Origin of the sequence: Geodermatophilus sp. CPCC 205506, from assembly GCF_051383635.1 — a bacterium.
In the GTDB taxonomy this organism is placed as follows: domain Bacteria; phylum Actinomycetota; class Actinomycetes; order Mycobacteriales; family Geodermatophilaceae; genus Geodermatophilus.
Genome location: NZ_JALPKP010000005.1, coordinates 1 through 24,435, shown reverse-complemented (window position 1 = coordinate 24,435; position 24,435 = coordinate 1). Strand labels below are relative to the sequence as shown.

At 72.4% G+C, this 24,435-nt stretch carries 21 protein-coding genes and 2 pseudogenes; 15 read left to right on the top strand and 8 right to left on the bottom strand.

The genetic code is table 11. The features are described from left to right. Positions 1-11: 11 nt before the first annotated feature. The gene (locus MY520_RS04120; RefSeq protein ID WP_436690367.1) at positions 12-212 is read left to right on the top strand and encodes a YbdD/YjiX family protein; all 201 of its coding nucleotides are present in this window, start codon (positions 12-14) and stop codon (positions 210-212) included. Between the two features lie 57 nt (positions 213-269). Here MY520_RS04120 and MY520_RS04115 read toward each other — a convergent pair whose 3' ends face one another. The 3 genes from MY520_RS04115 to MY520_RS04105 form a co-directional block, all read right to left on the bottom strand. Further along, on the bottom strand, positions 270-650 hold the full coding sequence (locus tag MY520_RS04115; protein WP_436690365.1) for a hypothetical protein: 381 nt from the start codon (positions 648-650) through the stop codon (positions 270-272). A 61-nt stretch (positions 651-711) separates the two neighbouring features. Beyond that, positions 712-1,371, bottom strand: coding sequence for a response regulator (locus MY520_RS04110; RefSeq protein WP_436690363.1), 660 nt, complete (start codon positions 1,369-1,371; stop codon positions 712-714). Next, positions 1,368-2,372 carry a HAMP domain-containing sensor histidine kinase gene (locus MY520_RS04105; protein WP_436690361.1) on the bottom strand — a complete coding sequence of 335 codons (1,005 nt, stop codon included), beginning with the start codon at positions 2,370-2,372 and terminating at the stop codon, positions 1,368-1,370. The genes MY520_RS04110 and MY520_RS04105 overlap by 4 nt, the downstream gene beginning before the upstream one ends. Positions 2,373-2,601: 229 nt before the next feature. Between MY520_RS04105 and MY520_RS04100 the strand changes: the two genes are divergently transcribed. From MY520_RS04100 to MY520_RS04090, 3 genes are all read left to right on the top strand, one after another. Next, positions 2,602-4,119, top strand: coding sequence for a cation:proton antiporter domain-containing protein (locus tag MY520_RS04100; RefSeq protein ID WP_436690359.1), 1,518 nt, complete (start codon positions 2,602-2,604; stop codon positions 4,117-4,119). A gap of 62 nt (positions 4,120-4,181) precedes the next feature. Further along, on the top strand, positions 4,182-5,264 hold the full coding sequence (locus MY520_RS04095) for a DUF2332 domain-containing protein (RefSeq protein WP_436690357.1): 1,083 nt from the start codon (positions 4,182-4,184) through the stop codon (positions 5,262-5,264). 27 nt (positions 5,265-5,291) lie between these two features. Continuing rightward, a complete protein-coding gene (locus MY520_RS04090; RefSeq protein ID WP_436690355.1) occupies positions 5,292-5,975 on the top strand; it encodes a dihydrofolate reductase family protein in 684 nt (227 codons plus the stop codon). Here the strand turns inward: MY520_RS04090 and MY520_RS04085 are convergent. Next, the gene (locus MY520_RS04085; RefSeq protein ID WP_436690353.1) at positions 5,923-6,366 is read right to left on the bottom strand and encodes an ArsI/CadI family heavy metal resistance metalloenzyme; all 444 of its coding nucleotides are present in this window, start codon (positions 6,364-6,366) and stop codon (positions 5,923-5,925) included. The two genes, MY520_RS04090 and MY520_RS04085, sit on opposite strands and share 53 nt — an antisense overlap. 120 nt (positions 6,367-6,486) lie before the next feature. Here MY520_RS04085 and MY520_RS04080 point away from each other — a divergent pair, with 120 nt between their 5' ends. The 10 genes and pseudogenes from MY520_RS04080 to MY520_RS04035 all read left to right on the top strand — a co-directional run bounded on the left by MY520_RS04080 (position 6,487) and on the right by MY520_RS04035 (position 19,407). Continuing rightward, positions 6,487-6,843 (top strand): metalloregulator ArsR/SmtB family transcription factor, encoded by a 357-nt coding sequence (locus MY520_RS04080; RefSeq protein WP_436690351.1) that lies wholly within the window; start codon positions 6,487-6,489, stop codon positions 6,841-6,843. Between the two features lie 185 nt (positions 6,844-7,028). Continuing rightward, positions 7,029-7,619, top strand: coding sequence for a response regulator (locus MY520_RS04075; RefSeq protein ID WP_436690349.1), 591 nt, complete (start codon positions 7,029-7,031; stop codon positions 7,617-7,619). A gap of 61 nt (positions 7,620-7,680) precedes the next feature. Next, complete coding sequence (locus tag MY520_RS04070) at positions 7,681-10,266, top strand: DUF4062 domain-containing protein (protein WP_436690347.1); 2,586 nt, start codon at positions 7,681-7,683, stop codon at positions 10,264-10,266. A 111-nt stretch (positions 10,267-10,377) separates the two neighbouring features. Beyond that, the gene (locus tag MY520_RS04065; RefSeq protein ID WP_436690345.1) at positions 10,378-10,512 is read left to right on the top strand and encodes a hypothetical protein; all 135 of its coding nucleotides are present in this window, start codon (positions 10,378-10,380) and stop codon (positions 10,510-10,512) included. 853 nt (positions 10,513-11,365) lie between these two features. Next, positions 11,366-12,193 (top strand): alpha/beta hydrolase, encoded by an 828-nt coding sequence (locus MY520_RS04060; RefSeq protein WP_436690343.1) that lies wholly within the window; start codon positions 11,366-11,368, stop codon positions 12,191-12,193. A gap of 447 nt (positions 12,194-12,640) precedes the next feature. Continuing rightward, positions 12,641-13,546, top strand: a complete 906-nt coding sequence (locus MY520_RS04055) for a TIR domain-containing protein (protein ID WP_436690341.1) — start codon at positions 12,641-12,643, stop codon at positions 13,544-13,546. A 583-nt stretch (positions 13,547-14,129) separates the two neighbouring features. After that, a pseudogene (mobF, locus tag MY520_RS04050) lies at positions 14,130-17,331 on the top strand (MobF family relaxase). A gap of 130 nt (positions 17,332-17,461) precedes the next feature. Further along, positions 17,462-17,674: pseudogene (locus tag MY520_RS04045) on the top strand (helix-turn-helix transcriptional regulator); the annotation flags it as partial. A 216-nt stretch (positions 17,675-17,890) separates the two neighbouring features. Further along, a complete protein-coding gene (locus MY520_RS04040) occupies positions 17,891-18,214 on the top strand; it encodes a hypothetical protein (RefSeq protein WP_436690339.1) in 324 nt (107 codons plus the stop codon). Positions 18,215-18,657: 443 nt separating this feature from the next. Continuing rightward, positions 18,658-19,407, top strand: a complete 750-nt coding sequence (locus tag MY520_RS04035) for a tyrosine-type recombinase/integrase (RefSeq protein ID WP_436690337.1) — start codon at positions 18,658-18,660, stop codon at positions 19,405-19,407. 26 nt (positions 19,408-19,433) lie between these two features. On the opposite strand, the gene glnA is transcribed toward MY520_RS04035, so the two are convergent. Next, positions 19,434-20,867 carry a type I glutamate--ammonia ligase gene (gene glnA / locus MY520_RS04030; RefSeq protein WP_436690335.1) on the bottom strand — a complete coding sequence of 478 codons (1,434 nt, stop codon included), beginning with the start codon at positions 20,865-20,867 and terminating at the stop codon, positions 19,434-19,436. A gap of 165 nt (positions 20,868-21,032) precedes the next feature. On the opposite strand from glnA, the gene MY520_RS04025 reads away from it, so the two are divergent. Beyond that, positions 21,033-21,452: an RDD family protein gene (locus MY520_RS04025; protein ID WP_436690333.1), complete on the top strand. Its 420-nt coding sequence runs from the start codon at positions 21,033-21,035 to the stop codon at positions 21,450-21,452. A 159-nt stretch (positions 21,453-21,611) separates the two neighbouring features. On the opposite strand, the gene MY520_RS04020 is transcribed toward MY520_RS04025, so the two are convergent. The 3 genes from MY520_RS04020 to MY520_RS04010 form a co-directional block, all read right to left on the bottom strand. Continuing rightward, positions 21,612-22,445 carry a DUF4191 domain-containing protein gene (locus MY520_RS04020; RefSeq protein WP_436690331.1) on the bottom strand — a complete coding sequence of 278 codons (834 nt, stop codon included), beginning with the start codon at positions 22,443-22,445 and terminating at the stop codon, positions 21,612-21,614. A gap of 57 nt (positions 22,446-22,502) precedes the next feature. Then, positions 22,503-23,477: a lipoyl synthase gene (lipA, locus tag MY520_RS04015; protein ID WP_436690329.1), complete on the bottom strand. Its 975-nt coding sequence runs from the start codon at positions 23,475-23,477 to the stop codon at positions 22,503-22,505. Between the two features lie 84 nt (positions 23,478-23,561). Further along, positions 23,562-24,435 (bottom strand): hypothetical protein (locus MY520_RS04010; RefSeq protein ID WP_436690327.1); only part of this gene is annotated, 874 nt, incomplete at its 5' end.

Below are 24,435 nucleotides of genomic sequence, written 5' to 3'. Positions count from 1 at the left end.
CGGAGGGCATGGTGAGCGGACAGGGGCGCGAGGCCGCCGTCCGGGCCTGGCGGGGGGTGCGCTGGTACCTGCGCGAGTGGAGCGGCGAGGCGCGCTGGGACGACTACCTGCGGCACTGCGCCGAGCACGGGCACGAGCCGATCAGCCGGCGGGAGTTCGAGCGCCGGCGGGCCGACGCACTGGAGCGCACGCCGGTCAGCCGTTGCTGCTGACCGCCGGTCGCACCGCGGCCCTCGATCGGGGCCGCGGTGCGTGGGCGACGGTCTGCCTCACGTCGCGTCGAACCAGGTCACGCGGTCCGGCTGGGCGGTGAACGGGTTGGCCCACTCCGACGGCGCGCCGGTGATCGGCTGGGCGTCGGTGACGACCACGAACGGCGTGCCGGGGTAGACGGCGAGCACCCGTGAGGACGACGACAGGTGCTCGGTGCGCTCGATCAGCTCGCCGCGGCGGAGCTGCTCGGTCGTCCGCCGTCCGCTCAGTTCCTCCCCGACCTCGGCGAGCCACTGGGCCCCCTCGTGGGTGAAGGCGATCGAGTGGACGCGCCGGCCGACGGGAGCCGGCTCGCACCCGGCGAACTCGGCGAGGGCGTCGTACAGCCGCTCCGCCTGCTCGTCGTCGCTCGCCCGCGGGAGGAAGAAGGCAGCCATCCCCGGATTCTCGCCGTAGGCACCGACAGGACGGCGGGGCGGTCGTCACCCGGGCTGGGGTTCAGGGTTCGATCAGGCCGGTGCGGATCGCGTAGCGGGTGAGCTGGGTGCGGTCGCGCATCTCGAGCTTGGCGAGGACGTTGGCCCGGTGCCGCTCGACGGTCTTGACGCTGATCACCAGCAGGTCGGCGATCTCCTGCGAGGAGCAGCCCTCGGCGATCAGCTTGACGACCTCCTCCTCGCGTGCCGACAGGACGCTGCCGGGCAGGCGTTCGCCGCGGCCGGCGCGCTGCAGGTACTCGCGCATGAGCGCGGTCAGGGCATCCGGGTGGATGAACGGCTCCTCCCGCATGACGGCCCGGCAGGCCTCGACGAGGTCGCGGTCGGCGACCGACTTGAGCACGTAGCCCGACGCGCCCGCGCGGAGCGCCTCGAAGAAGTACTGGTCGTTGTCGTACATCGACAACAGCAGGATGCGCGTGTCCGGCGATCGGCGGGACAGCTCGCGGGCGGCCTGCAGGCCGGTGAGGCGGGGCATCGCGACGTCGAGGACGGCGAGGTCGATGGCGTGCACGCGGGCCAGCGCCAATGCCTCCGCACCGTCGCCGGCCTCGGCGACGACGGCCAGGTCCGGCTCGCTGTCCAGGATCAGGCGGACGCCGCGGCGGACGAGGGCGTGGTCGTCGGCGAGCAGGATCCGGGTGACCGGCGGGCGGTTCACCGGCCGCCCCCCGGCCCGGGCACCGGGACCAGCAGCCGCAGCTCGGTGCCGCCCTCCTCGTGCGCGCCGAGGGTGAGCGTGGCGGCGACGAGCATCGCCCGCTCCCGCATGCCGCGCATCGCGGCTCCCTCGCGGCTGTCCCCGAGACCACGGCCGTCGTCGACGACGCGCAGTTGCACCGCGTCGCCGGCGGCGAAGGTGGGGGACAGGTCGACCCGGACCCGCCGGGCGGCGGCGTGCCGGGCGACGTTGGTCAGCGCCTCCTGCGCCACCCGGTAGACGACGAGCTCGGCCTCGGGACCCAACGGGGGCAGGTCCGGGGAGAACCGGCGGCACACCTCGACGCCGGTGAGCCGGGCGTACTCGGTCACCAGCGAGGTCAGGGCGCTGACCAGTCCCAGGTCGTCGAGCACGCCCGGGCGCAGCCGCCGGACCACCTGCCGCACCTCGTCGAGGCTGGCCCGTGCGGACTCCTGAACGAGCTGCACCTCCTGCTGCAGCTCCGCGGGCGCGCGGTCGGCGACCTGGCGCAGGCCCAGCAGGACCGCGGTCAGGCTCTGCCCCACCTCGTCGTGCAGCTCCTGGGCCACCCGCCGGCGCTCGGCCTCCTGAGCGGCGAGGGCCTGTCCGCTGGCGGCGGCGCGCTCGGCCTCGAGCCGGTCGAGCATGGCGTTGAAGCTGCGGATGAGGTCGGAGGCCGGTCCGCTGCCCTGCTCCGGGAGGCGCTGGCCGGGGCGCAGCAGGTCGACGTCCTCCATGAGGAGCCGCAGCCGGTCCAGCGGTCCCAGCGTGGTGCGCAGCAGCAGCCCGTTGGCAAGCAGCATCGCGCTCAGACCGACGGCGAGCACCAGGGCCTCGCGGGCCAGCACCGGCGTCGAGACGGTGGCCGGGGAGGCCGCCAGCACTGCGGTGCCGACCGCGAAGACGGCGCCGTTGACCAGGCAGACGCGCCAGAAGAGCGGCAACCCGCGCCCTGCCCTCAGCCGTGCCTCCTGCGCCATCCGCCCCCCTGCTGGTGTGTCCGACGACGTCGAGCCTCGGGCACGGGAGGCCGCCGGCCAAGCACCGGCGGCGAAGATGGGGTTCAGCACCCATGCCCGTGCCACGGCCGGGCCGGAGATGGGTGCTGCCACGGATTCCGCCCCAGCCGCTCGGCCGGTGAGGATCGTGCGGGCCGGCGATCGGCAGGTGGCGTCGGCGGGTGGAGGAGGACGTCCACGAGGAGGCCGGGTGCACCACGTCGCTGAGGCACTCCTCGCACTCGGCGGCGCCTTCCTGGTCTGCGGTCTGATCGCCCGGGCCGGCGTGCCCATCGGGCTGCCGACCATCCCGCTGTTCATGCTCGCCGGCGTGCTGCTGGGCCCGCACACGCCCGGCTTCGTCCTGGTCGGCGACCCGGCAGACCTGGAGCTCGTCGCCCGCCTCGGCCTGGTGTTCCTCTTCTACCTGGGCCTGGAGTTCTCCCTCGCCCAGCTCACCTCCGGCGGGCGGCGGCTGGCGGTGGCGGCCGCGGTCTACCTCTGCCTGAACATCGGAGGCGGGCTGGCGCTGGGCTTCGCGCTGGGCTGGGGCACGGCGGAGGCGTTCGTGGTGGCCGGCATCGTCGGCATCTCGTCGTCGGCGATCGTGACCAAGCTGCTGGTGGAGACCCGGCGGCTCGGCAACCCGGAGACCCGCGTCATCCTCGGGATCGTCGTCATCGAGGACCTCTTCCTCGCCCTCTACCTGGCCCTGCTGCAGCCGGTGCTCGGCGGCGCCTCCGGCGTGCTCGACGCCGTCGTGGGCGTGGGGGTCGCCTTCGCGTTCCTGCTGGTGCTGTCCGTGGTGGCGCGGTTCGGAACGCGGTGGGTCAGCGCGCTGATGCGCACCAGGGACGAGGAGATCGTCGTCGTCCTCGCACTGGGGCTGGCGATCAGCACCGCCGGCGCGGGCGAGCACCTGGGCGTCTCCGACGCCATCGGCGCGTTCATGATCGGCCTGATCCTGGCCTCCACCCCGACCGCCCGCCGGCTGCGGCAGCTGACCCACCCGCTGCGCGACGGGTTCGGCGCGATCTTCTTCTTCCACTTCGGCCTGACCATCGACCTCGGCGACGTCCTGGCGGTGCTCCCGCAGATCCTCGTCGCCGCCGGGACGACGGTCGTGCTGGCGGTCGTGGCCGGCATCGTCGCCGCCCGGCTGCACCGGCTCGGCCGGGTGGGGGCGGCGAACATCGGCCTCACCGTCCTGACCCGCGGCGAGTTCTCGCTGGTCCTCGCCTCGCTGGCGCTGGCCGCCGGGCTCGACGCCCGGCTCGGCTCGTTCGCCGCCGGCTACGTCCTCGTCCTCGCCGTCCTGGGCCCGATCGCGGTCTACTCCTCGCCGCGCCTGGCCCGCGGGATCCCTCGCCGTCTCGTGCCCGGCGGCTCGCCGGAGCGCGACAGGACCCGCCGCGTGCCGCTGGACATGGACGTCGGCACGTCGTCCCTGCACGAGCTCGGCACCGACCTCCTGCAGGTCCGGGTCCTGCCCGGCTCCCGCCTGCACGGCGTCTACATGAACGAGCTGCGCCTCCCCGACGGGGCGACGCCGGGTCTGCTCGCGCGCGACGGGACCACCTCCGCGGTCGCCCCGACCACCCGGCTGCGCACCGGCGACGTCCTGCTGGTCTTCACCCGGCCCGCCGAGCGCCACGACACCGAGCGGCGCATCCTCGCCGTCCATCGCAGCGGCCGGCTGGCCCACTGGCTCGGCGACACCGGCACGTGAGCGCACCGCCCGGCCTACGATCGCCGGGATGGCCAGGGCCGACCGCAGGAATCGGCGGACGTGTGGCTGAGAACCGCACCCTCGCCCAGGTGTACCGGCACTTCGGTGAGGTCGACGCCGCCGGGACCTCGCCGCTGTACGAGCGCGTCGCCGTCGCCCTGAGTGAGTCCGAGGAGGCGCTGCGGGCCATCGAGGCCGCACCGGCGCGCAGGCGGAATCCCACGGTCATCCTCGCCGCGCTGCAGGACCTGGCCCTCGCCGGCCGTGCCCCGGCGCTCGCCGCGGCCTGCGCCGCTGCGGACGGCGACGCCGCCGCCGGCGCGGCGATCGACACGCTGCTGCGCATGACCGACGCGGTCGTGGCCATCGCCGTGCGCCGGCAGCCGCAGACCCTCGAGACCGGACGCTGCGCCGTGCTGTACCCGGCGATCGCCGAGGCGGCGGCTCGGGTGGGCGCGACCGCGGTCGGACTGATCGACGTGGGTGGTTCGGCCGGGCTCAACCTCTGCGTCGACCGCGTGGGCATCACGTACGGCAACGGACAGTCGCTGGGCGACCCGTCGTCTCCCGTGCAGCTGTCGTCGTCGATCGTGGGCGGCCGGGGCGTTCCGACGAGGGCGGTGCCCGAGGTCGTCGCCCGGGTCGGCGTCGGCCCCGATCCGGTCGACGTGACCGACGCGGAGGACGCCCGGTGGTTGCGCGCCTGCCTGCCCCCGGATCAGCCGGAGGGACTCGCGCGGCTCGACGCGGAGATGGCGTTGGCGGCGACGGCCCCTCCGCTGCTGCTGCGAGGTGACGCCGTCGATGTGCTGCCCGACGCCGTCGCCCGCGTGCCCGCCGGCGCCCTGCCGATCGTGACCACGACGTGGGCGCTGTCGCGCCTGCCGCTCGAGAGCCGCTGGCGCTTCCTGCACCGTCTCGACGAGGCGTCGGTCGGCCGGGCGGTGGCGTGGGTGTCGGCGGAGGGGGTCGGGGTCGCGCCGGCGATGCCGACACTCGGCGACCGCCGCGCCTCGGGCCACAGCATCATCGGCCTGGCGGTGCTCGGGGAGTCGACCCTGCACGCCGAGGCCGTCGGCCGCTGCTGGTCACGGGGCCGCCTGCTGGCGTGGCTGGCAGGAGCAGGTCCCGAGCGCGCCCGGTGAGGATCCACGTCGGCGGGAGGAGTGGGCATGGGGACGACGTACCTGCACGCAGTGGCCTCGCTGGACGGCTTCATCGCCGATGAGCGCGACGACGTGGGGCTGCTCCACGACTGGTACTTCAGCGGCGACCACCCCCTCGTCGACGAGGACCATCCCGATGTCCACGGTGCGCCGTTCCGGGTGTCGGCGGCCTCGGCCGACTACGTGCGCGGCATGTGGTCGCGCCAGGAGGTGCTGGTCATCGGGCGGCACCAGTTCGACCTGACCGACGGCTGGGAGGGTCACCCGCCGGCGAGCTCCCACGTCGTGGTCGTCTCGCACCGACCGCGGCCGACGGGCTGGCATCCCGAGGCGCCCTACCACTTCGCCACGTCGGTGGAGGAGGGGATCGCGCGAGCTCAGGAGCTGGCCGGCGAGGGGGAGATCGGTGTCGGCGCGGGTGAGGTCGGCGGGCAGGCGCTGGCGCTGGGACTCATCGACCACGTGGCGATCGACATCGTGCCGGTGGTCTTCGGGCGGGGGAAGCCGTACTTCGGAACGCTCCCTGACGGCCACCTGCTGCTCGCGGATCCCGAGGTGGTCATCCAGGGCGACGGGGTGCTCCACCTGCGCTTCCCGGTGCCCCGGGGACGCCAGCCGTCGTCTCTGTCGGCCCGCCCTACGCGGTTCCGCAGCAGGTGCCGCCGGTGGGGACCTGCCCGGCGTCGATGAGGGTCTGCGGACTGGTGCCGAGGGTGTCGCTGTCGGCGAGCACCGTGTAGACCTCCCAGCGCTCTCCGCCGGGGCCGGTCAGCCACGCCTTGTCCTGGGTGGCGTAGCAGCAGGTGGTGCCCATCTCCTCGTCGGCGATCAGCCCCGCGCCGGTCAGCCGGGCGATCTCGGCGTGCACGGCTGCGGTGGACTCGACCTCGACGCCGAGGTGGTTGAGGGACCCGCCCCGGCCGGGGTTCTCCAGCAGCACCAGCTTGAGCGGCGGCTCGTCGATCGCGAAGTTCGCGTACCCGGGCTTGCGCTTGGCCGGCTCGGCTCCGAACAGCCGGCTGTAGAAGCTGACGGCGGCCTCGAGGTCGTCGACGTCGAGAGCGAGCTGGATGCGGGACATGGGGTGACCTCCCGGTCATCTCGGGGGAGCGCGGTACTGTCGTATTGACAGTGACCGATATATTGACGGTTGTCAATGGGACTGCCCGAGCTGGGCCGGCGACGACGAGGAGAGACCCCGATGACCCTGCGCGAGCTGCCGGTGCTCCAGGCGCCCGAGGTGGTCGCCTGCTGCGCGCCGCTGACCGCCGAGGTGCTCACCGAGGACGACGCCGAGACCCTGGCCGGGCAGTTCGCGGTCCTGGCCGACCCTGTGCGGCTGCGGCTGGTGAGCCTGCTCGCCAACGCTGACGACGGCGCGATCTGCGCCTGCGACCTGGTCGAGCCGTCCGGTCGCAGCCAGGGCACCGTGTCCGTGCACCTCGGGAAGATCGTGGCCAGCGGGCTGGCGGTCAGCGAGAAGCGCGGCCGCAACGTCTGGTACGCGATCAACCCGAACGCCCTCGAGGCCCTGCGCGCCGTACTGGCGACCCGCTAGACCCCGCGGCTGCCGCGATCACCCGCAGGTCGCAGCGGCCCTGTCCCTCTCCTTCGCGGACCCCCGGATCGGGGGTCCCGGGTACCCAGGGTCAGGGCTGACCGGCCCGTCTCCCGTGGCTCAGGCTCGGTGGACCTCCGCTGAGAGCGACGACAGCGGCGGGGAAGCCGAGCCGAGGGAGAACGATGTCGATCAGGGTCCTCATCGCCGACGACCACCAGCTCATCCGAGACGCTCTCGCCGGACTGATCGCCGCCACCGACGACCTCGAGGTCGTCGCGCAGTGCTCCGACGGCGGCCAGGTGGCCGAGGCCGTCGACCGCACCCGGCCGGACGTGGTGCTGATGGACCTGAGGATGCCGGTCGCCGACGGGTTGGAAGCGACGCGGGAGCTGGCCGTCGTCCACCCGGAGGTGCGTGTCGTCATTCTCACCGGGGGTCTCACGCCGGCGACGGCGGCTGAGGCCCGGGCCCTGGGAGTCGCCGGTTACCTGCTCAAGGGCGACGACCCTGGCGCATTGCCGGATCACATCAGGACCGTCGCGGCCGGCGGAACGGCGTGGGCGTCCGCCGCGGCTGCTGTCGCCGACAGCGGTTGGCCGGTCCTCGTCAACTGCTCGGAGAACTCGACGAGAACGCACGTCGAGGAGAGTCCGGAGCGGCACCGCGGCCATCGAGGCCTCCTCGCGCAGCCGACCGCTCAGCCGGGTCCGGCCCGACCGGCCTGCGCCCCCGTCCATCGGAGGCTCACCCTGGAGTGCGCGGCCGGGCGGTAGAACTCGGACGGCAGGGTGACGGGCGCGCCCTGCGGGGCGGGATTCCCGCCATGATGGCGCCGTGGCGTCGCAGCAGCCGCCGGTGACCACCATCCAGACCCCGGATCAGCGGGTGCGGGTCTTCGTGAGCTCCACCATGAAGGAGCTCGCGGCGGAGCGGGTGGCCGTGCGCAGGGCGATCGACAGCCTGCACCTGACTGCCGTGCTGTTCGAGCTCGGAGCCCGCCCACACCCACCGAAGGCGCTGTACCTGGCGTACCTGCGGCAGAGCCACGTCTTCCTGGGGATCTACGGCGACCAGTACGGCTGGATCGCGCCGGGGGAGACGGTCTCGGGCCTGGAGGACGAGTACCTCGCCGCCGCCGACAAGCCGAAGCTGATCTACGTCAAGACGCCGGCGCGGAACCGCGATCCGCGGCTGGCGGCGATGTTGGAACGGATCTCCTCGGACGGCTTCTCCTACCGCCGGTTCGGCAGCGCCGAGGAGCTGGCCGGCCTGGTCGTGGAGGATCTGGCCGTACTCCTCAGCGAGCGATTCGGTCCGCCGGAAGCGCCGCCGGCCGCCGCACCCCGGACATGGCAGCTGCCGACCCCGCCGAACCGGCTCGTCGGGCGCGCCACCGAGCTCGCCGAGCTCCACGGCCTGCTGACGACGGGCAGCAGCCGGCTGGTCACACTGGTCGGCCCGGGAGGCATCGGGAAGACCCGTCTGGCGATGGCCGCCGCGGAGGACGTCCGGACCGAGTTCCCCGACGGTGTGGTGGCGGTGATGCTGGCCTCCGTCCGCTCGCCGGAGGCCGTGCCCGGCCAGGTCGCGTCGGCCCTGGGGTTGCCCGAGACGTTCGGTCGGGCGCCGGCGGACGCGGTCGCGGACCTCCTGCGGTCGCGGCGGATGCTGCTGGTGCTGGACAACCTCGAGCAGGTCGTCGACGCCGCTCCGCTGGTGGGCAGGTGGCTGGCCGAGGCGGGGCAGTTGCGGGTGCTGGCGACGAGCCGCGAGGTCCTGCACCTGACCGGCGAACGGGTCTACCCCGTCCCGCCGCTGCCGGTCGGCGAGGGCCTGAGCGCTGGGGAGCTCGCAGGATCCGACGCCGTGGCGCTCTTCGTCGACCGGGCCCGGGCAGCTGGTCCTGACCTCGTCGTCGATGCGCACCAACTGCGGACCATCGGGGAGATCGCGCGTCGGCTGGACGGGCTCCCGCTCGCGATCGAGCTCGCCGCCGCCCGGGTGAGCGTGCTGGACCCCGACGTGATCCTCCAGCGCCTCGACCGGCGGCTGGCGCTGCTGACCGGCGGCCCGCGGGACGCGGCGGCCCGCCAGCGGACGCTGAGCGCCACGATGCAGTGGAGCTACGACCTGCTGGACGAGCGCGAGCGGGTCCTCTTCGCCCGGCTCGGCACCTTCGCCGGCGGCTTCTTCCTGGACGCCGCCGAGGCGGTGTGCGGCGACGACGGCGCGCTCGGCGATGTACTCGACGGGCTCGGCTCGCTGGTGGACAAGAGCCTCATCCGCGCCAGTGGAACCGTGGACGGCGATCCGCACTTCACCATGCTGGAGACGGTGAGGGAGTTCGCTCGCGACCGGCTGTCGGCCTCCGGCGAGGCGGACCACGTCCTCCAGATGCACGCGGAGTTCTTCGAGCGGCTGGCGAGCGTGTCCCTCGCCGGGTTCAGCCGCCGCGCGGAGGTGCACACTGTGTACCGGTTCGCCGCGGACGCCGAGAACCTGGGGCTGGCGCTGCGCTGGTTCCTCGACGGAGACCAGCCAGACCGGGTGACGGCGATGGCGGAGGGTCTGTGGCCGCTGTGGTGGGCGCTGTCCCGGTTCGAGGAGGGGATCCGCCTCGCGGAGTCCGCCCTGAGCCGGCCGTCACTCACCTCTGCCGGGCAGGCGCTGGCCCACTTCGTGTGCGGCATCCTCGCGTTCGGTCAGGGCGACTACGCACGAGCGACGGCGGCGCTGCAGGCCGCCCGCGAGCTGCATGATCACCTCGAGGACCCGGTGCGGGCCGCCCGGGACTCCGTTCTCCTGGGGGTCATGACCGCACTGCGTGATCCGGACGCGGGGGAGCAGCTGGCGCGATCCGCGGTCGCCGTCCTGCGGGAGCGGGGTCTGGAGTGGGAGTACGCCTTCGCACTGTTCGCGCTCGGACGCATCCTCGTCGTGGAGGGGCGGTACCGCGAGGCGGTCCCGCTGCTCGAGGAGGGCGTCCGGCTGAACCCGTCCCCTGACCCGCACATGCTGCTCAGCTACGGCGCCGTGAACCTGGGCTGGGCGCGCCTGGGACTGGGTGATCTCGACGGCGCACGGGAGGCCTTCCGCCAGGCCTACGCGGCGGCGGGCACCGGCGACCGGCAGATCTCGGCGCGCGCCCTCGACGCGCTGGCGGCGGTGGCCGCTCAGGACGGGGACGACCGGCACGGCGCCCTCCTCCTCGGGGCGGCGGAGAAGATCCGCCGGTCGATCGGCGTCGGGGTGTGGGTCACCGACGCCGGCACCCACGCCCGCACCGCGGAGGCACTGCGGGCCGCCCTCGGTGGTGACGGCTTTGAGGCGGCCGTCGCGGAGGGGCTGGGGTTGTCTGCCGACGCGGTCACCGCGCTGGCATCCGCACCGGCCGCCCGCGCCGCCGAGACCGCCGACTGAGCGCCTGACCTCACCGGCAGGGCAAGCGACGCACCATGAACGTGCAAGAACTTCGTTAAGAGCGTCTCCGAGCTCAGCGTCTAGGGGGGCGGGTTCCTAACCTCCCGCGACATGAGCACGGCTGTCTCCGTCGAGCGGACCTCTCCCGGACCGTGGGAACGGCTGCTGCTCTGGAGCTCCACACGGGCGGCGGGGCTGGCCGCGGCGCCCGGGACCGCTGCGGCTCAGGCCGCCTCCGCCCGCTGAGAGGGACCGATCACATGGTCGACGTAGATGTGCTGGTCGTCGCGGTCATCGCCGCACTCGTCGTGGTCGCCGTCCTCGGCCTCTGGGTGGTGGGTCGGAACAAGTAGTCGCCGTTCCGTTCCTGCTGGAGAGCCGCGCGGCCGGCCCCGACAGCCACGAGTCCGCACGAGCCGCCGTGGTGCTGGCGGCTCGTGCGGACTCGTCAGGTCAGCGCGGAGTTCGACTCAGATGTCGTAGTACATGGCGAACTCCCCCCGCGTGATTGAGCACTTGTGACTCCTCGTTGATATGGCGTCTGACCTGCACCTTCATGGTTGGTGACGTTCGGAGACAGATGGGTCTTGTTTAACCTTTTGGGGACTGGATGGGGACTGGTGGCAGGCACACCGGTGACGGCGCGGCGCGGGGTTGACTGCCTTTACCCGTGGTTGCGGACCGGAATCCGGCTCGCACGTCGGCACGCCCGCGGTATCGGCGGCGCGCGTCCCACCCGGTCATCGTGCCGGCTGCCTCGGTCGCGGGAAGGGCGCTTCGCGTCCCTTCGGGATCGGCCTGAGGCCGACCCTTCCCTCGACCAGCGGCAGCCGGATCGGGCGGGTTGTGGGGAGCGCAGGGGAGTGTGGACGGCGGACGTCTGTCAGTGGGTGATCCCGTGTGGGGCCGGAAGCTCACTCTCCATGCGGAGGACCATGGCGAGCGCGGCAAAACGGACGCCGGCTCGCCGAAACGGGCGAACACGGAGACGGTGCAGCGCGTGGCCGGGCCGGGCCGCGACTTGATCCCTTCGGCTCTGGCCACCTCGGTTCGAAGCGTCCGACGATGGCTGGCTGCATCCCCCATCGGAAGGAGCGCCATGAGCGAGCAGACGGCCAAGGCCCCGCCGATCGTCCTGATCCACGGGCTTTGGATGACCGCCCGAAGCTGGGAACATTGGGTGCCGTACTACCGGGCGAAGGGACACGAGGTCATCGTGCCGACGTACCCGGGATTCGAGATCGAGGTGGAGGCGCTGCGCGAAAAGCCCGAGATCATCGCCGACGCGTCCGTCCCCGAAACGGTCGACCATCTCAGCGAGGTGGTCGAGGGCTTGGACACGCCCCCAATCATGATGGGCCACTCCTTCGGCGGAACCCTCACCCAAATCCTGATCAACCGCGGGCTGGGCGCCGCCGCCGTCGTGATCGACTCGGCGCCACCCGAGGGCGTGCGGGTGAACCCGCCGTCCCAGATCAAGTCGTTGTTCCCCATCCTCAAGAACCCGGCCAACCGGCACCGCGCGGTGGGCTTCACCAAGGAGCAGTTCCACTATGCGTTCGCCAACACGTGCAGCCGGGAGGAGTCCGACGCGGCCTACGACCGCCTCCACATCCCAGCACCCGGCAACTGGGTGTGGGCCTACGGCCTGATAGCCAACTGGAAGCCGGGCCATCAGGAGACCTGGGTCGACTACGACCTGGACGACCGTGCTCCGCTGCTGTTCATCACCGGCGGCAAGGACCACCTGATGCCGCCCTCGGTTCAGCGCTCGAACGCGAAGAAGTACCGCAACTCCGAGGCGACTACGGAGACCTACGAGTTCCCAGACCGCTCACACTTCACCGGTGGTGAGCCTGGCTGGGAGCAGGTGGCCGACTACGCGCTCGAGTGGGCGACGAGCCACGCGCGAGCGCCGCAGGGGTGACCAAGCGCAGACAGCAGCAGGGTGGCCGGCCCGGCGAGCCGAGCGCGCGAAATCGGCCGAGGTTACTTGCGTCGTGCCGTGCCCTCACCGGGCGCGCCGGGGCACTTGCGCCGTCCCTGCGTGTCTGACCCTCACCGGCGCGACCGCAAACTTCCTCATCTTGGTGGGACGACTCCTTCAGGTCGATCGGTGCCCGGGGCACCAGCCTGGCAAGGGCAGCGACATCATCGAGGATCCGAAGGGTGCGGATCCGGGCATCTAGCTCCAGATCGTCCCCGAGAAGGAGTCGATCAAGATGTCGAGGTGCAGAAACAATTGACGACGCTCCGCCGGCTTCGTTGACAAAACCGGACACATCCGACGCGATTTCTCAAGTATGGGCTTCTGGTCCGCTACTAGGATGCCTGCCACGGCGTATGTCGCACGTCGCCTCGTCAGGAGAATGCGATGAAGCCACGGATCTTCCTCGGCTCGTCTGGCCAGCAGGCGAACCTGCTCGAGTCGCTGACCCGCGGCCTCGCGCAGGTTGCCGACGTCGAGCCGTGGACCACGACGTTCAACCCCGGCACCTCCGCGCTGGAGCGGCTCGTCGAGCTGACCCGCGAGGTTGACTTCGCCGCGTTGGTCTTCGCCCAGGATGATTGGACCTCCCATGGCGAGGCGCCGGGCCAGGCTTCGCCGCGCGACAACGTGGTGTTCGAGGCGGGTCTGTTCGGTGGCGCGCTCGGCATGCGACGGACGTTCATCCTCCATGCCAACGGCGCGAAACTGCCCAGCGACCTGCTCGGTCTGACCTGCGTGCGGTACGCCGAGACCAGCTCGACGGGGATCAAGACGATTAACCAGAAGCTCCGCAAGGCGATCGAGAACGAGGGCAGGCTCGCCCGCATCGAAGGGCTGTGGTGGCAGCACTCCCTGACCGTGCGCACCGAGCGTGAGCCCTCGGCCGTGAGCCTGCTGCGGATCTCTCGAAATCGCGACGGCGGGTTGGAGGTGCACGGCCGAGCCTGGCAGGAGGACGGCACGCTGTCGGCGCGCTACTGGAGCGAAGCCTCGAAGGAGATGAGGGATCCCTCGGGGATCTTCTACTACTGGAACGGCGAACGCCCCCGACATCCCGACGCGCCCCGGCTCGAGGGCACCGGGGAGGTCCGGCTCGAGTCCATCGACAGGGCCGCCGGCTACTGGACCACCCGTGCAGACGCCGACCCGACCATCAGGGCGCGCACGTCCGGGGTTTACCTGCGGGCCGAGCGCGAGGACCTGAGTGTTCTGGACGGCAGCGACCAACAGCGCCGCGCGGAGCTGATTACGACGAAGCTCGATGAGTGGCGCTCGATCGCCAGCTCCTGAGCGTCAGTTCTGAGGGATCAGGGACCTCAGGAGGAACGACAGGTTCTGCGGTCGCTCCGTGAATTTCCTACCCGTCCGCACATCGGCAAGTCCGAATGTTCCCCTAGAGGAAGGTTAACTGGGAACATCGCAGGGCCGGAACGGGTCCATGGGAGGCCGTCCGGTAAGACTTGCCCGGTGGCCTGTCGCGCAGCGGTGGGACAACCGGGGCACCCTCATGCCACTCCTCATGGCCGGGAGAGACCTGCGTCATCCATCCGCTGTACGGCACCCATCACCCCACCGGCTGTCCGGAAGAACGGAGACGCCCGCGAGTCAGTGCCATCGGCACAGCGGACGTCCTCGTCGAGAGGAACCGGCCAGCCGTCATCCTGTCTACGATCAGCGACTTTCCTTACTCGCCAATGATATGACGCCTGCGATTGCTCGCAACCCGTCAGCTACCAACGCTTATCGCAAACAACCAGGCCTTTACTGCGGAACGGCACGCATGCTACCAACATGGGTAGCGCGGGCCCCGCTTCGCGGGGCCCACTTGCATTTCCGGGGGTGACATGTTGGTCATTGTCGGATGGCGTTGAAAATGCACGGCGGAGTGAAGGTCTACGCCGGTCCGCCGACGGCCGCCCGGCAGTACCTGGAGGTCGATCGGGGACGCGCGGATGACTACTACCTGACCGAGGGCGCCGGCTTGGCCCGCCGCTTCACGGCCACCGCCGCGCGCGTGGAGGAGCTCGTGCCCTTGATGGGGGAGACCTACGAGAGCTGGGTGGCCGGCCAGGACCCGGACACCGGCGTGCCGCGCGGGCGGCTGCGTACCGACGAGCGGGCGGTGCGGTTCGTCGAGGTGGTGGTCAACGGGCCGAAGTCCTGGTCACTGGCCGCCGCGGTACACCCGGACGTCGCCGCCGCCTACGACGCCGCCCAGGACCGCGCCGCCGTCGAGATCATCGGCTGGCTCGCCGGGCACGCGACCACCCGGGTCGGTCCGCGCGGCGGGCAGGTGCAGGTGCCGCTGGGAGTGCTGGAGGCGGTGACGGTGCGGCACTACACCTCCCGCGCCGGAGATCCGCACCGGCATCTGCACCTGCAGCTCAACGCCCGAGTCTTCGCCGCCGAGCGATGGCGCGGGCTGCACACCGTAGGCGTCCGCGACTTCCTCGCCGCCATCAACGGAATCGGCCACGCCGCGGTCGCCTGCGATCCGCAGTTCCGTGCCGCGCTGGCCGCCCACGGCTACACCCTCGATACGACTGGAGAAATACTGGAGCTCGCCGAGTACGTCGGTCCGTTCAGCGCCCGGGCGGCGCAGATCGGACGCAATCTGGACCGCTACGAACGCGACTGGACCGCGGCACACCCCGGCGAATCGCCGGGGCCGGGGCTGCGGCGGGCGTGGGACGCCCGGGCGTGGGCCGACGGCCGCCCGGACAAGGTCACCCCCCGCTCCGGCCCCGACCTCACCTTTGCGGTGGCGGGCCGAGCTGGCCGCCCTCGGCTATCGCGACCCCGACCCACCGGTCGAGCCCCGGTCCACACCGGTCGGCGCGCTGGACCGCGACGGCGCAGTGGATCAGATGCTCACCCGACTGGCCGCCGGCCGGTCGGCCTGGAACGCCGCCGACCTGCGCGGCGAGGCCGAACGGCTGATCGCCGCTGCAGGCGTCGTCGCTGACACCGCGGTCCGTAGCGAGCTGGCCGAGCATCTCACCGCCCGCGCCCTGGCCCGGTGCCTTCCGCTGCTGGACCGCGACGGAGTGCCCGAGCACGTCCGGGCCTGGACCTCCCCGGCGGTGCTGCGGGCGGCGAGGCCGACCTGGTCGCCCGCCTCGCCGCCCGCAGCACCCACCACGGTGCAAATGCCGACCTGCAGCCGGACTGGGTGGCCGGCCGGGAGGGGCTGGATTCCGGGCAGGCCGCCACCGCGGCCGCGCTTGCCGGGAACCGGCCGCTCGTGGTGGTGGAGGCGCGGCCGGCGCGGGCAAGACCACCACCCTGGCTGCGGCTCGTCGACTGATGGGGAAACAGGGACGGCAGATGGTGGTTGTCACCCCCACTTTGAAGGCCGCGAAGGTCGCCTCCGCCGAGGTCGGCACCATCGCCGGGTCGGCGGCCTGGCTGGCCTTCCAGCACGGCTGGCGCTGGACCGACGACGGCGCCTGGACCAGGCTGATCCCCGGCGAGGTCGACCCGGCCACCGGCCATCTCTATGCCGGACCCGAGGAGAACGCGCGGCTGCGGGCCGGGGACGTCCTGGTGGTGGACGAGGCCGGCATGGTCGACCAGGACACCGCCCGAGCCCTGCTGGTCATCGCGGATGAGTGCCGTGTGCGGGTAGCCCTGCTCGGCGACCGCCGGCAGCTGGCCGCGGTGGGCCGTGGCGGCGTGCTGGACCTCGCCATCGGCCGAGTCGACCCGGCCGCCCACGTGACCCTCGACGAGGTGCACCGCTTCACCCGCGCCGACGAGACCGGACGGGTGAGGCCGGACGTCGAGTACGCCAACGTGACCCTGGCCATGCGCGCCGGTGAAGATCCGGGCGGGGTGTTCGACTCACTAGTGGCCCGCGGCCAGATCCGGCTGCACGCCGATCCAGTTGGGCTGCGGGAGGCGCTGACCGCGGTCACCGCCGGGCGCCAGCGGAAGGACGAGCGGGTGGCGGTGGTTGTCGACACCCGCGAGCAAGCCGCCGAGCTGGGTTCGGCGACCCGGGACCGGCTTGTCGCGGACGGCCGCGTCGACGACATGCGGGTCGCGGTCACCGGGGCGGGGAAGCGGATCGGTGCCGGGGACCGGATCGCCACCCGTCGCAACGACCGCCGCCTGGGTGTGGCCAACCGGGACATCTGGACCGTCACTGCCGTCGACCGTCACGGGGCGCTGGCCGTCGTACCGGACGACGTCACCTCGACCGGCGTCGTCCCCGCCGCTGTCACCCCGGCGAGGATGGGGGAGCGGGTACTGCCCGCCGGCTACGTCACCGCCCACGTCGAGCTGACCTACGCCAGCAAGGCGCACGGGGTGCAGGGCGACACCGTCACCTCGGCGCATGTGGTGATCGGCGAGCACACCGGCGCCGCGTGTCGGCCTACGTCGGCATGACCCGCGGCCGCACCGCGAACACCGCGCACCTGGTGGCCGCCGACCTAGCCGAGGCGCGGCAGCAGTGGATGGCGGTGTTCGGCCGCGACCGCGCCGATCTGGGCCCTGGCCACGCCGCGCAGCTCGCGGCCACCGAAGCCGCCCGCTACGCGCAACCCCGACCGCTGGCGGAAGTCCTTGCCGACCTGTCCGAGGCGTGGACGGTCGAGCAGCGCTGCCTGGACCGGCTGTCCGTCCTGCAGTCGCAGCACGACACACGGCGCGCCGTCGCCGCGCTCCAGGCCGCCCATGCCGCCGGGTGGGCCCCTGAGCGGGCGCAGCGGGACGAGGACCCCCCAGGCGACCAGCAGCTCGCCCGGTCCGGCGCGCTCGGTCGTGCCCCGGGCCAGGCCGGGCGGTTGGCAGACGTCGACCAGAGCCTCTCCGCCGCTCAGCTCGAGCTGGCCGGCGCGCGGGCACACATCGCCCGGCTGGTGACCGACCCTGCACTGCTTGGCCGGCCCGCCGGCCAGCTGGCCGCAGCCCACGAGGACTGGCGTGCACGGCGTGCCGCCGACCCCCACCAGCCCCGCATTGGTCCACCGCGGCCGGCCGCCGCCCACCCCGGCGTTCCGCGGCCGGAGTCCGAGCGTCGCGGTCCGTCCCTCACCTGGGGTGGCGCCGCCCCGGGCCTCGGGCGATGAGCCGCACCGGCGACTGCAGACCAACTGGAGAATCCCGGCAGGATCTGGCGGTCGGCTGTCACCAACGGATTCCGATAGGCGCCGTCTGCAGGTGACGAGGCCCAGCCACCGACGAACACCGGAGCCGACCATGACTGACCACACCGCGAGCCGCGAACCCGAGCTGCTCACCATCACCGAAGCCGCCGAGCTCCTGCGCACCCCCGTCGCCACCCTGCGCTACTAGCGCCACCTTGGCACCGGCCCACGCAGCTTCCGCCTCGGCCGCCGCGTCCTCTACCGCCGCGACGACCTGCGCGCCTGGGTCGACTCCCAGCACGGCCAGGACCGCGCCGCGCAAGCACCGCATCGGCCGAGCCTCCGCCCGGTACGTCCTAGCCACCGCCGAACCGACCGCGGTCACCACGACCAGTGGTGCCGATGCCTGGCTCTACGTCGGGCCCGACGAACGAGGGCGTGAACTGGAGGTCATCGCCCTCGAGGTGCACCCAAGCGACGGCGGGCGGCCGTACCTGCTGGTCATCCACGTCCTGCCGACCCAGCTCCGAGGAGACCGCCCATGACCGAGCACACTCCGCCGACCGTCACCAGCGACTCGCCGATCGGCCCGGACGTCGACCTAGACGAGGACGACGTCCGGCTGGCCGACGGAACCCGGCTGACCGAGCAGCGCGCCGCGGAGATCATCGAGGAGGTCCGGGGCCGCGGCGGCCGCCCGTCCCTCACGGGAGATGCCGCAGTCTCGCCGCGCATCGCCTTCCGCGTCACCCCCGGCGTCCGCAACCGCGCCGCTCAGATCGCCGCCCGGGAGGGCAAGACCATCTCCCAGCTCGCCCGCGAGGCGCTCGAGGCACGGGTCGGACGCGAGCCGCACGCCTCCTGACGGAGCTCGACAACCGCCCTGTGCCCGCGCACCAGATGGGAGAGGCTCGTGGCCTTTCGCAGCATTCAGGACCGGTGGTACGTCACGGACCCGGCCACGGGGAAGCGTGTCCCGAGCGCCCGGCACGGGGAGGGGATGCGCTATAGGGCGCGCTACAAGGACTCCGCGGGTAAGGAGGTCACGCGGGCGTTCCCCGACAAGGAGAAGTCGAAGGCGCAGCGGTGGCTGGACGAGGTCACGACCAGCCAGGTGACTGGCACCTACGTCGACCCGAAGACCGCCCGGACGACGGTGCCGAGTGGTGCTCGACCTGGCTGGCCGGCTACGCGACCCGCCGCCCGCGCACGGTGCGGCAGGCGAGGGTGCACGTCGCTCAGATCACCGCCGCGTTCGGTCCGATGCCGCTCTCTGCCGTTCGGCCGTCGTCGGTCCGCTCGTGGACGGTGGAGCTCAAGGCCGCCGGCCTGGCCGACAGCTACGTCTACGCGCTGCACTCGCGGCTGTCGCAGGTCATGAGCGACGCCGTGCACGACGGGCTGCTGGCGCGCAACCCGTGCTCGCGCCGCACGTCACCAAGAGCCGGCGGTCAGCGGCCGTACGTCGCGACGACCGAGCAGGTGTGGGCGCTGCACGACGCGGTCGCCGACCACCTGCGCCCGGCGGTCCTGCTCGGGGCGTTCGTCGGGCTGCGGACCGCCGAGGTCGTCGGGCTGCGGGTCTGGGACGTCGACTTCATGCGGGGCGTCGTGCGGCCGGTGCAGCAGGGTGACGGCGAGCCGCTCAAGAGCGAGACGTCCCGCACGCCCCTGCCCATCCCGCAGGAGCTGTCGGTGCAGCTGTCGGCGGCGGTGGCGCGATGGGGCGGGGACCACGTCGTCACCGACGGCGCCGGCCGGCAGACGTCGACGTGGGCGCTCGAGCGGGCGATCCGCTCCGCACGGCCGAAGGTCTCCGGGCTGCCCGAGGACTTCCGCTTCCACGATCTGCGGCACTACCTGGCGTCGCTGCTCATCGGCAGCGGCCACGACGTCAAGGTCGTCCAGCACCGGCTTCGGCACGGCAGCGCCAAGACGACGCTGGACACCTACGGCCACCTGTGGCCCGACAGCGACGAGTCCGCACGGGCCGCCGTAGGTGCTGTGCTGGCGGCCCGTGGGGACTCGTCGGGGACTGCTACCGCCTCTCAGGCATGAACACCCTGTTCAGCGGCTTGTAAAGCTCAGATGTCGTAGTACATGGCGAACTCGTGCGGGTGCGGACGCAGGCGGATCGGGTCGATCTCGTGCTCCCGCTTGTACTCGATCCAGGTCTCGATGAGGTCGGGGGTGAACACCCCGCCGTCGATCAGGTACTCGTGGTCGGTCTCGAGGTTGTCGAGGACGGCGTCCAGCGAGGCCGGGACCTTCTCGATGCCCAGGGCCTCCTCGGGCGGCAGCTCGTAGAGGTCCTTGTCGACCGGCGCCGGCGGCTCGATCTTGTTCTTGATGCCGTCGAGGCCGGCCATCAGCATCGCCGAGAAGGCGAGGTACGGGTTGGCCGACGGGTCCGGCACGCGGAACTCGATGCGCTTGGCCTTGGGGCTGTCGCCGGAGATCGGGATGCGGCAGCAGGCCGAGCGGTTGCGGGCCGAGTAGACCAGGTTGATGGGCGCCTCGTAGCCGGGCACCAGCCGGTGGTAGCTGTTCACCGTCGGGTTGGTGAAGGCAAGCAGGGACGACGCGTGGGAGAGCAGGCCGCCGATGTAGTGGCGGGCGGTGTCCGACAGGCCCGCGTAGCCGGTCTCGGCGTGGAAGAGCGGCTCGCCGTCCTTCCAGAGGCTCTGGTGGCAGTGCATGCCGGAGCCGTTGTCGCCGTACAGCGGCTTGGGCATGAAGGTCGCGGTCTTGCCCTCGGCCCAGGCGGTGTTCTTGATGATGTACTTGAACAGCATCAGGCTGTCGGCCGAGCGCAGCAGCGTGTCGAACTTGTAGTTGATCTCCGCCTGACCGCCGGTGCCCACCTCGTGGTGGCCCCGCTCGAGCTCGAGCCCGGCATTGGTCAGGTTGGCCATCATCGTCGAGCGCAGGTCGCTGTAGTGGTCGTAGGGCTCGACCGGGAAGTAGCCACCCTTGGCGCGGGTCTTGTAACCCAGGTTCGGGGTGCCGTCCGGCATCGTCGCGGCGCCGGAGTTCCAGGACCCCTCGACCGAGTCGATGTGGTAGTAGCCCTCGTTGATGCCGGTGGAGTGCCGGATCGAGTCGAAGATGTAGAACTCCGCCTCGGGACCGAAGTAGGCGGTGTCGGCGATGCCGCTGCTGGCCAGGTAGGCCTCGGCCTTCTTCGCCACGTTCCGCGGGTCCCGGCTGTAGGCCTCGCGCGTGATCGGGTCGTGGATGAAGAAGTTGACGTTCAGCGTCTTGTGCCGGCGGAACGGGTCGAGGAAGGCGCTGTTCGCGTCGGGCAGCAGCAGCATGTCCGACTCGTTGATCGCCTGGAAACCGCGGATCGACGAACCGTCGAAGCCGAGCCCGTCGGAGAAGGTGTCCTCGCCGAAGGCCGTCGCCGGGATGGTGAAGTGCTGCATGACGCCGGGCAGGTCGCAGAAACGCACGTCGACGAACTCGACGTCGTTGTCGCGGATGTAAGCGGCGACCTCGTCGGGACTGGTGAACATCGATCCTCCGGGATTGGGCGGACAGCCGAACCGCAAACTACGAGCCGGGAGTTGCCCGCCAGTGTCTCCGGTGTTTCAGACCGGTAACAACGGCCGGGCGTGTCGCGGGTGAGGACGGGCGCCGGCCGCGGGGGCCGGCTCGGCGGGGGTCCTACGCTGGCGGTCATGGTCGGGAACGTGCAGCCACCCTCTCAGGAGCGCCGCCGCGGCGCGTCGTTGGGGCTGCCGTCCGACGGGCCGGGGTCGCTGGCGACCTTTGGCAGCCGGCTGGGGGCCTTCCTCGTCGACGTCGTCGCCGCGGCCTTCGTGGCCGGGCTGTTCACCGCGCCGGCGCTGCCGGCCAACTGGAGCCTGCTGTCGTTCGGCCTGGTCACCGTCGGGTCGCTGACCCTCTTCGGGCAGACGCCGGGGATGCGGCTACTGGGGCTGCGGCTGGCGCACCCGCGGCCCGGGGAGCGGCTGGCGCTGTGGCGGGCCGTCGTCCGGACGGCGCTGCTCATGTTGCTCGTGCCGGCCCTCGTCGTCGACGCCGACGGCCGCGGCCTGCACGACCGGCTCACCGACACCGCCGTCGTTCGGGCCTGACCGAGGCATTGGAAGCTCTGCCCGCGTCGGCGGCGTCCTGACGCGGGTAGAGCTTCCAGAACCTCGCGGAACCGCCCGCGGACGCAGCTCGCGGGACCGCCCGCGGATGCAGAGAGCCCCGCGCCGTCCGGCGTGGGGCTCTCTGCATCCAGGGTCAGGTCAGCGGCGGCGGACCTGCCGCTGGCTGACCGACATCTGCTTGCCGCCGGGGAGCGGGCCGCCCGGCACCGGCATCCGGGACCCGCCCAGGGCGGAGAGCCGCTTGCCGAGCGCGTTGAGCTCGCCGCCGGAGAGGTTGCGCGGCAGCTTGGTGACGTGCGTGCTGAGCTTGCGCAGGGGCACCTGCCCCTCCTCGTCGCCGACGATGATGTCGTAGATCGGGGCGTCGCCGACCACGCGGGCGATCTTCTTCTTCTCCTGCGCCAGCAGCGGCCGGACCCGGGAGGGAGCGCCCTCGGCCACCAGGATCACGCCGGGACGCCCGAGGACCCGGTGGACGGCGTCCAGCTGGGTGGTGCCGGCGACGCCGGAGGTCACCCGCCAGTCCCCGCGCATGCCCTCGAGGACCCAGGCGGCCGCGCCCGGCTGGCCCTCCACCTGCCGGTACGCCGAGCCCTGGGCGCGGCGGCCGAAGATGACGAGCGCGGCCAGCGCGCCCAGGAGGATCGCGATCGGCAGGAACAGGAACGGCGAGCCGAGGAGGATGCCGACCAGCTCGACGACCCCCGCCACCACCACGAAGGCGATGAGCATGATCCAGGGCAGCTTGGGGTCGTTCTTGCGGGTCAGCGAGTAGGCCTGCCGGATCATCCTGGCCTGGTTGCCGGCCTTCTTCAGCCGGCCGACCTTCGGCTGCCCGTTCTTGTCCAGCTTGGGCGCCTTGCCGGTCGCGGAGGACGCGCCGGAGGCGCTCGCGCCCCGGCCCCGTCCGGTCGGGCCCCGCCCGGCCTTGCCGGTCGGTGCGGGGGAGTCGGTGGACTTGCTGCGCGCCATGTCCTCAGGATAGGGGCGCGCCGGGCCGGTCCCGAGGGACCGGCCCGATCGACTCCCTCAGATGGTGCGGGTGAGCCCGCGCGCCTCGACCGCCTGCTGGTACAGCCGGCCGGCCCGGTAGGAACTGCGCACCAGCGGTCCGGCCAGGACGCCGGGGAACCCGATCCGCTCGGCTTCCGCCTGGAACTCGACGAACTCGTCGGGCTTCACCCAGCGCACCACCGGGTGGTGCCGCGGGGAGGGGCGCAGGTACTGGGTGATGGTCAGCAGGTCGCAGCCGGCCTCGTGCAGGGCCCCCATCGTCTCGACCACCTCGTGCGGCTCCTCGCCCATCCCGAGGATGAGGTTGGACTTGGTCACCAGGCCGGCCTCGCGGGCCGCGGTGATGACCGCCAGGGAGCGCTCGAAGCGGAAGCCGGGGCGGATGCGGCGGAAGATCCGCGGCACCGTCTCGACGTTGTGGGCCAGGACCTCGGGCCGGGAGGAGAAGACCTCGGCGAGCTGGTCGGGATCGGCGTCGAAGTCGGGGATGAGCAGTTCGACCCCGCAGCCGGGGACGGCGGCGTGGATCTGCCGCACCGTCTCGGCGTACAGCCACGCGCCGCCGTCGGGGAGGTCGTCGCGGGCGACGCCGGTGACGGTGGCGTACTTCAGCGCCATCGTCGCCACGCTCTCGGCCACCCGGCGCGGCTCGTCGGGGTCGTAGGCGGCGGGCTTGCCGGTGTCGATCTGGCAGAAGTCGCACCGCCGCGTGCACTGGTCCCCGCCGATGAGGAAGGTGGCCTCGCGGTCCTCCCAGCACTCGTAGATGTTGGGGCAACCGGCCTCTTCGCACACGGTGTGCAGGCCCTCGCGGCGGACCAGCGACTTGAGCTCGGTGTACTCCGGGCCGGTCTTCAGCCGGGTCTTGATCCACTCGGGCTTGCGCTCGATCGGCACCTGGCTGTTGCGGACCTCGAGGCGCAGCAGCTTGCGGCCGGAGGGTGCGATCGGGGAGTCCGAGGAGGGGGTCTGGGCCACCGTCTCACTCATGATCGACCACGGTACCCCGGCGCGCCGAGGGCCCCGCTGCCGGCGCAGCGGGGCCCTCGACGGGTCGACGAGGTGGAGTGGCGGTCAGCGCTGCCGGTCCGCCGGCCCGGCGGTCGGTCCGGCGTCGCCGGGGCCCTCGTCGCTGAAGGGCTCGGGTGCGGCGCCACGGCCGGGCTCGTCCTCGACGCCCTCGGCGCCGGGGGCGAACGGGGTGTCCTCCACCGGGCCCGCGCTGCCGTGCGCGAGCTGCTGCGGCTGCATGCCCATGTCGCTGTCGGGAGGCGTGGAGTCGCCGGGCGCGGTCGTGGCCTCGGAGACGGTCTTGCCGGAGTGGCTGGGGGAGCTGGGCACGGGGTCCTCCCGGTAGCTGGGCACGGGCCCGTCCCCGGTGGGGGCGGGGTTCCACAGTTCGTCGTCCTTGCGCCGGCGGAGGACGGCGAAGGCGACCGCGCCGATCGCCACGACGGCGAGCAGCCACGGCCACCGCCTCGGCGACTCCATGCCGGCCGTGCGCTTGGCCTTCTTGGCGGTCTTGGCCGACTTCTTCTCCAGAGCCTTGCGCTTCTTCGCGGCCTGCTTCTTGGCCTCGGCCGTGCTCGCCACCATCTCCTCGCGCCGGACCTCGAGCTCCTCGAGGGCGTTGTGCAGGCCCGCGGCGATCGTCTCCCGGGTGTTCTCGAACACCGGGGTGACCGCCTCGCGTGCGGCGAGCACCTTCGGCGTGGCGTAGGCCAGCGTCGCGGCCTGGGCGGCCGTCAGCCGCGGGACGACGTCCTTCGCCAGGGTCTTCTGCGCCGCCTCGCGGGCCGCCTCGACCCGCGGACCGAAGTCGGCCGCGGCCCGGGTGGCCGCCGCCTGCGCGGCGGTCACCGCCGACGCGATGTGTGGCGCGGCCGCCTCGCGGGCGGCCTCCAGGCGGGGTGAGAGCGCCTCGCGGGCCGCCTCGACGGCGGGCGCG

What these genes read in the sequence shown, in the direction of transcription:
- MY520_RS04115 (WP_436690365.1), bottom strand. Translation starts at nt 650, where the DNA reads ATGGCTGCCTTCTTCCTCCCGCGGGCGAGCGACGACGAGCAGGCGGAG.
- MY520_RS04105 (WP_436690361.1), bottom strand. Translation starts at nt 2,372, where the DNA reads ATGGCGCAGGAGGCACGGCTGAGGGCAGGGCGCGGGTTGCCGCTCTTC.
- MY520_RS04090 (WP_436690355.1), top strand. Translation starts at nt 5,292, where the DNA reads ATGGGGACGACGTACCTGCACGCAGTGGCCTCGCTGGACGGCTTCATC.
- MY520_RS04085 (WP_436690353.1), bottom strand. Translation starts at nt 6,366, where the DNA reads ATGTCCCGCATCCAGCTCGCTCTCGACGTCGACGACCTCGAGGCCGCC.
- MY520_RS04080 (WP_436690351.1), top strand. Translation starts at nt 6,487, where the DNA reads ATGACCCTGCGCGAGCTGCCGGTGCTCCAGGCGCCCGAGGTGGTCGCC.
- MY520_RS04075 (WP_436690349.1), top strand. Translation starts at nt 7,029, where the DNA reads ATGTCGATCAGGGTCCTCATCGCCGACGACCACCAGCTCATCCGAGAC.
- MY520_RS04065 (WP_436690345.1), top strand. Translation starts at nt 10,378, where the DNA reads ATGAGCACGGCTGTCTCCGTCGAGCGGACCTCTCCCGGACCGTGGGAA.
- MY520_RS04060 (WP_436690343.1), top strand. Translation starts at nt 11,366, where the DNA reads ATGAGCGAGCAGACGGCCAAGGCCCCGCCGATCGTCCTGATCCACGGG.
- MY520_RS04055 (WP_436690341.1), top strand. Translation starts at nt 12,641, where the DNA reads ATGAAGCCACGGATCTTCCTCGGCTCGTCTGGCCAGCAGGCGAACCTG.
- MY520_RS04040 (WP_436690339.1), top strand. Translation starts at nt 17,891, where the DNA reads ATGACCGAGCACACTCCGCCGACCGTCACCAGCGACTCGCCGATCGGC.
- glnA (WP_436690335.1), bottom strand. Translation starts at nt 20,867, where the DNA reads ATGTTCACCAGTCCCGACGAGGTCGCCGCTTACATCCGCGACAACGAC.
- MY520_RS04025 (WP_436690333.1), top strand. Translation starts at nt 21,033, where the DNA reads ATGGTCGGGAACGTGCAGCCACCCTCTCAGGAGCGCCGCCGCGGCGCG.
- MY520_RS04020 (WP_436690331.1), bottom strand. Translation starts at nt 22,445, where the DNA reads ATGGCGCGCAGCAAGTCCACCGACTCCCCCGCACCGACCGGCAAGGCC.
- lipA (WP_436690329.1), bottom strand. Translation starts at nt 23,477, where the DNA reads ATGAGTGAGACGGTGGCCCAGACCCCCTCCTCGGACTCCCCGATCGCA.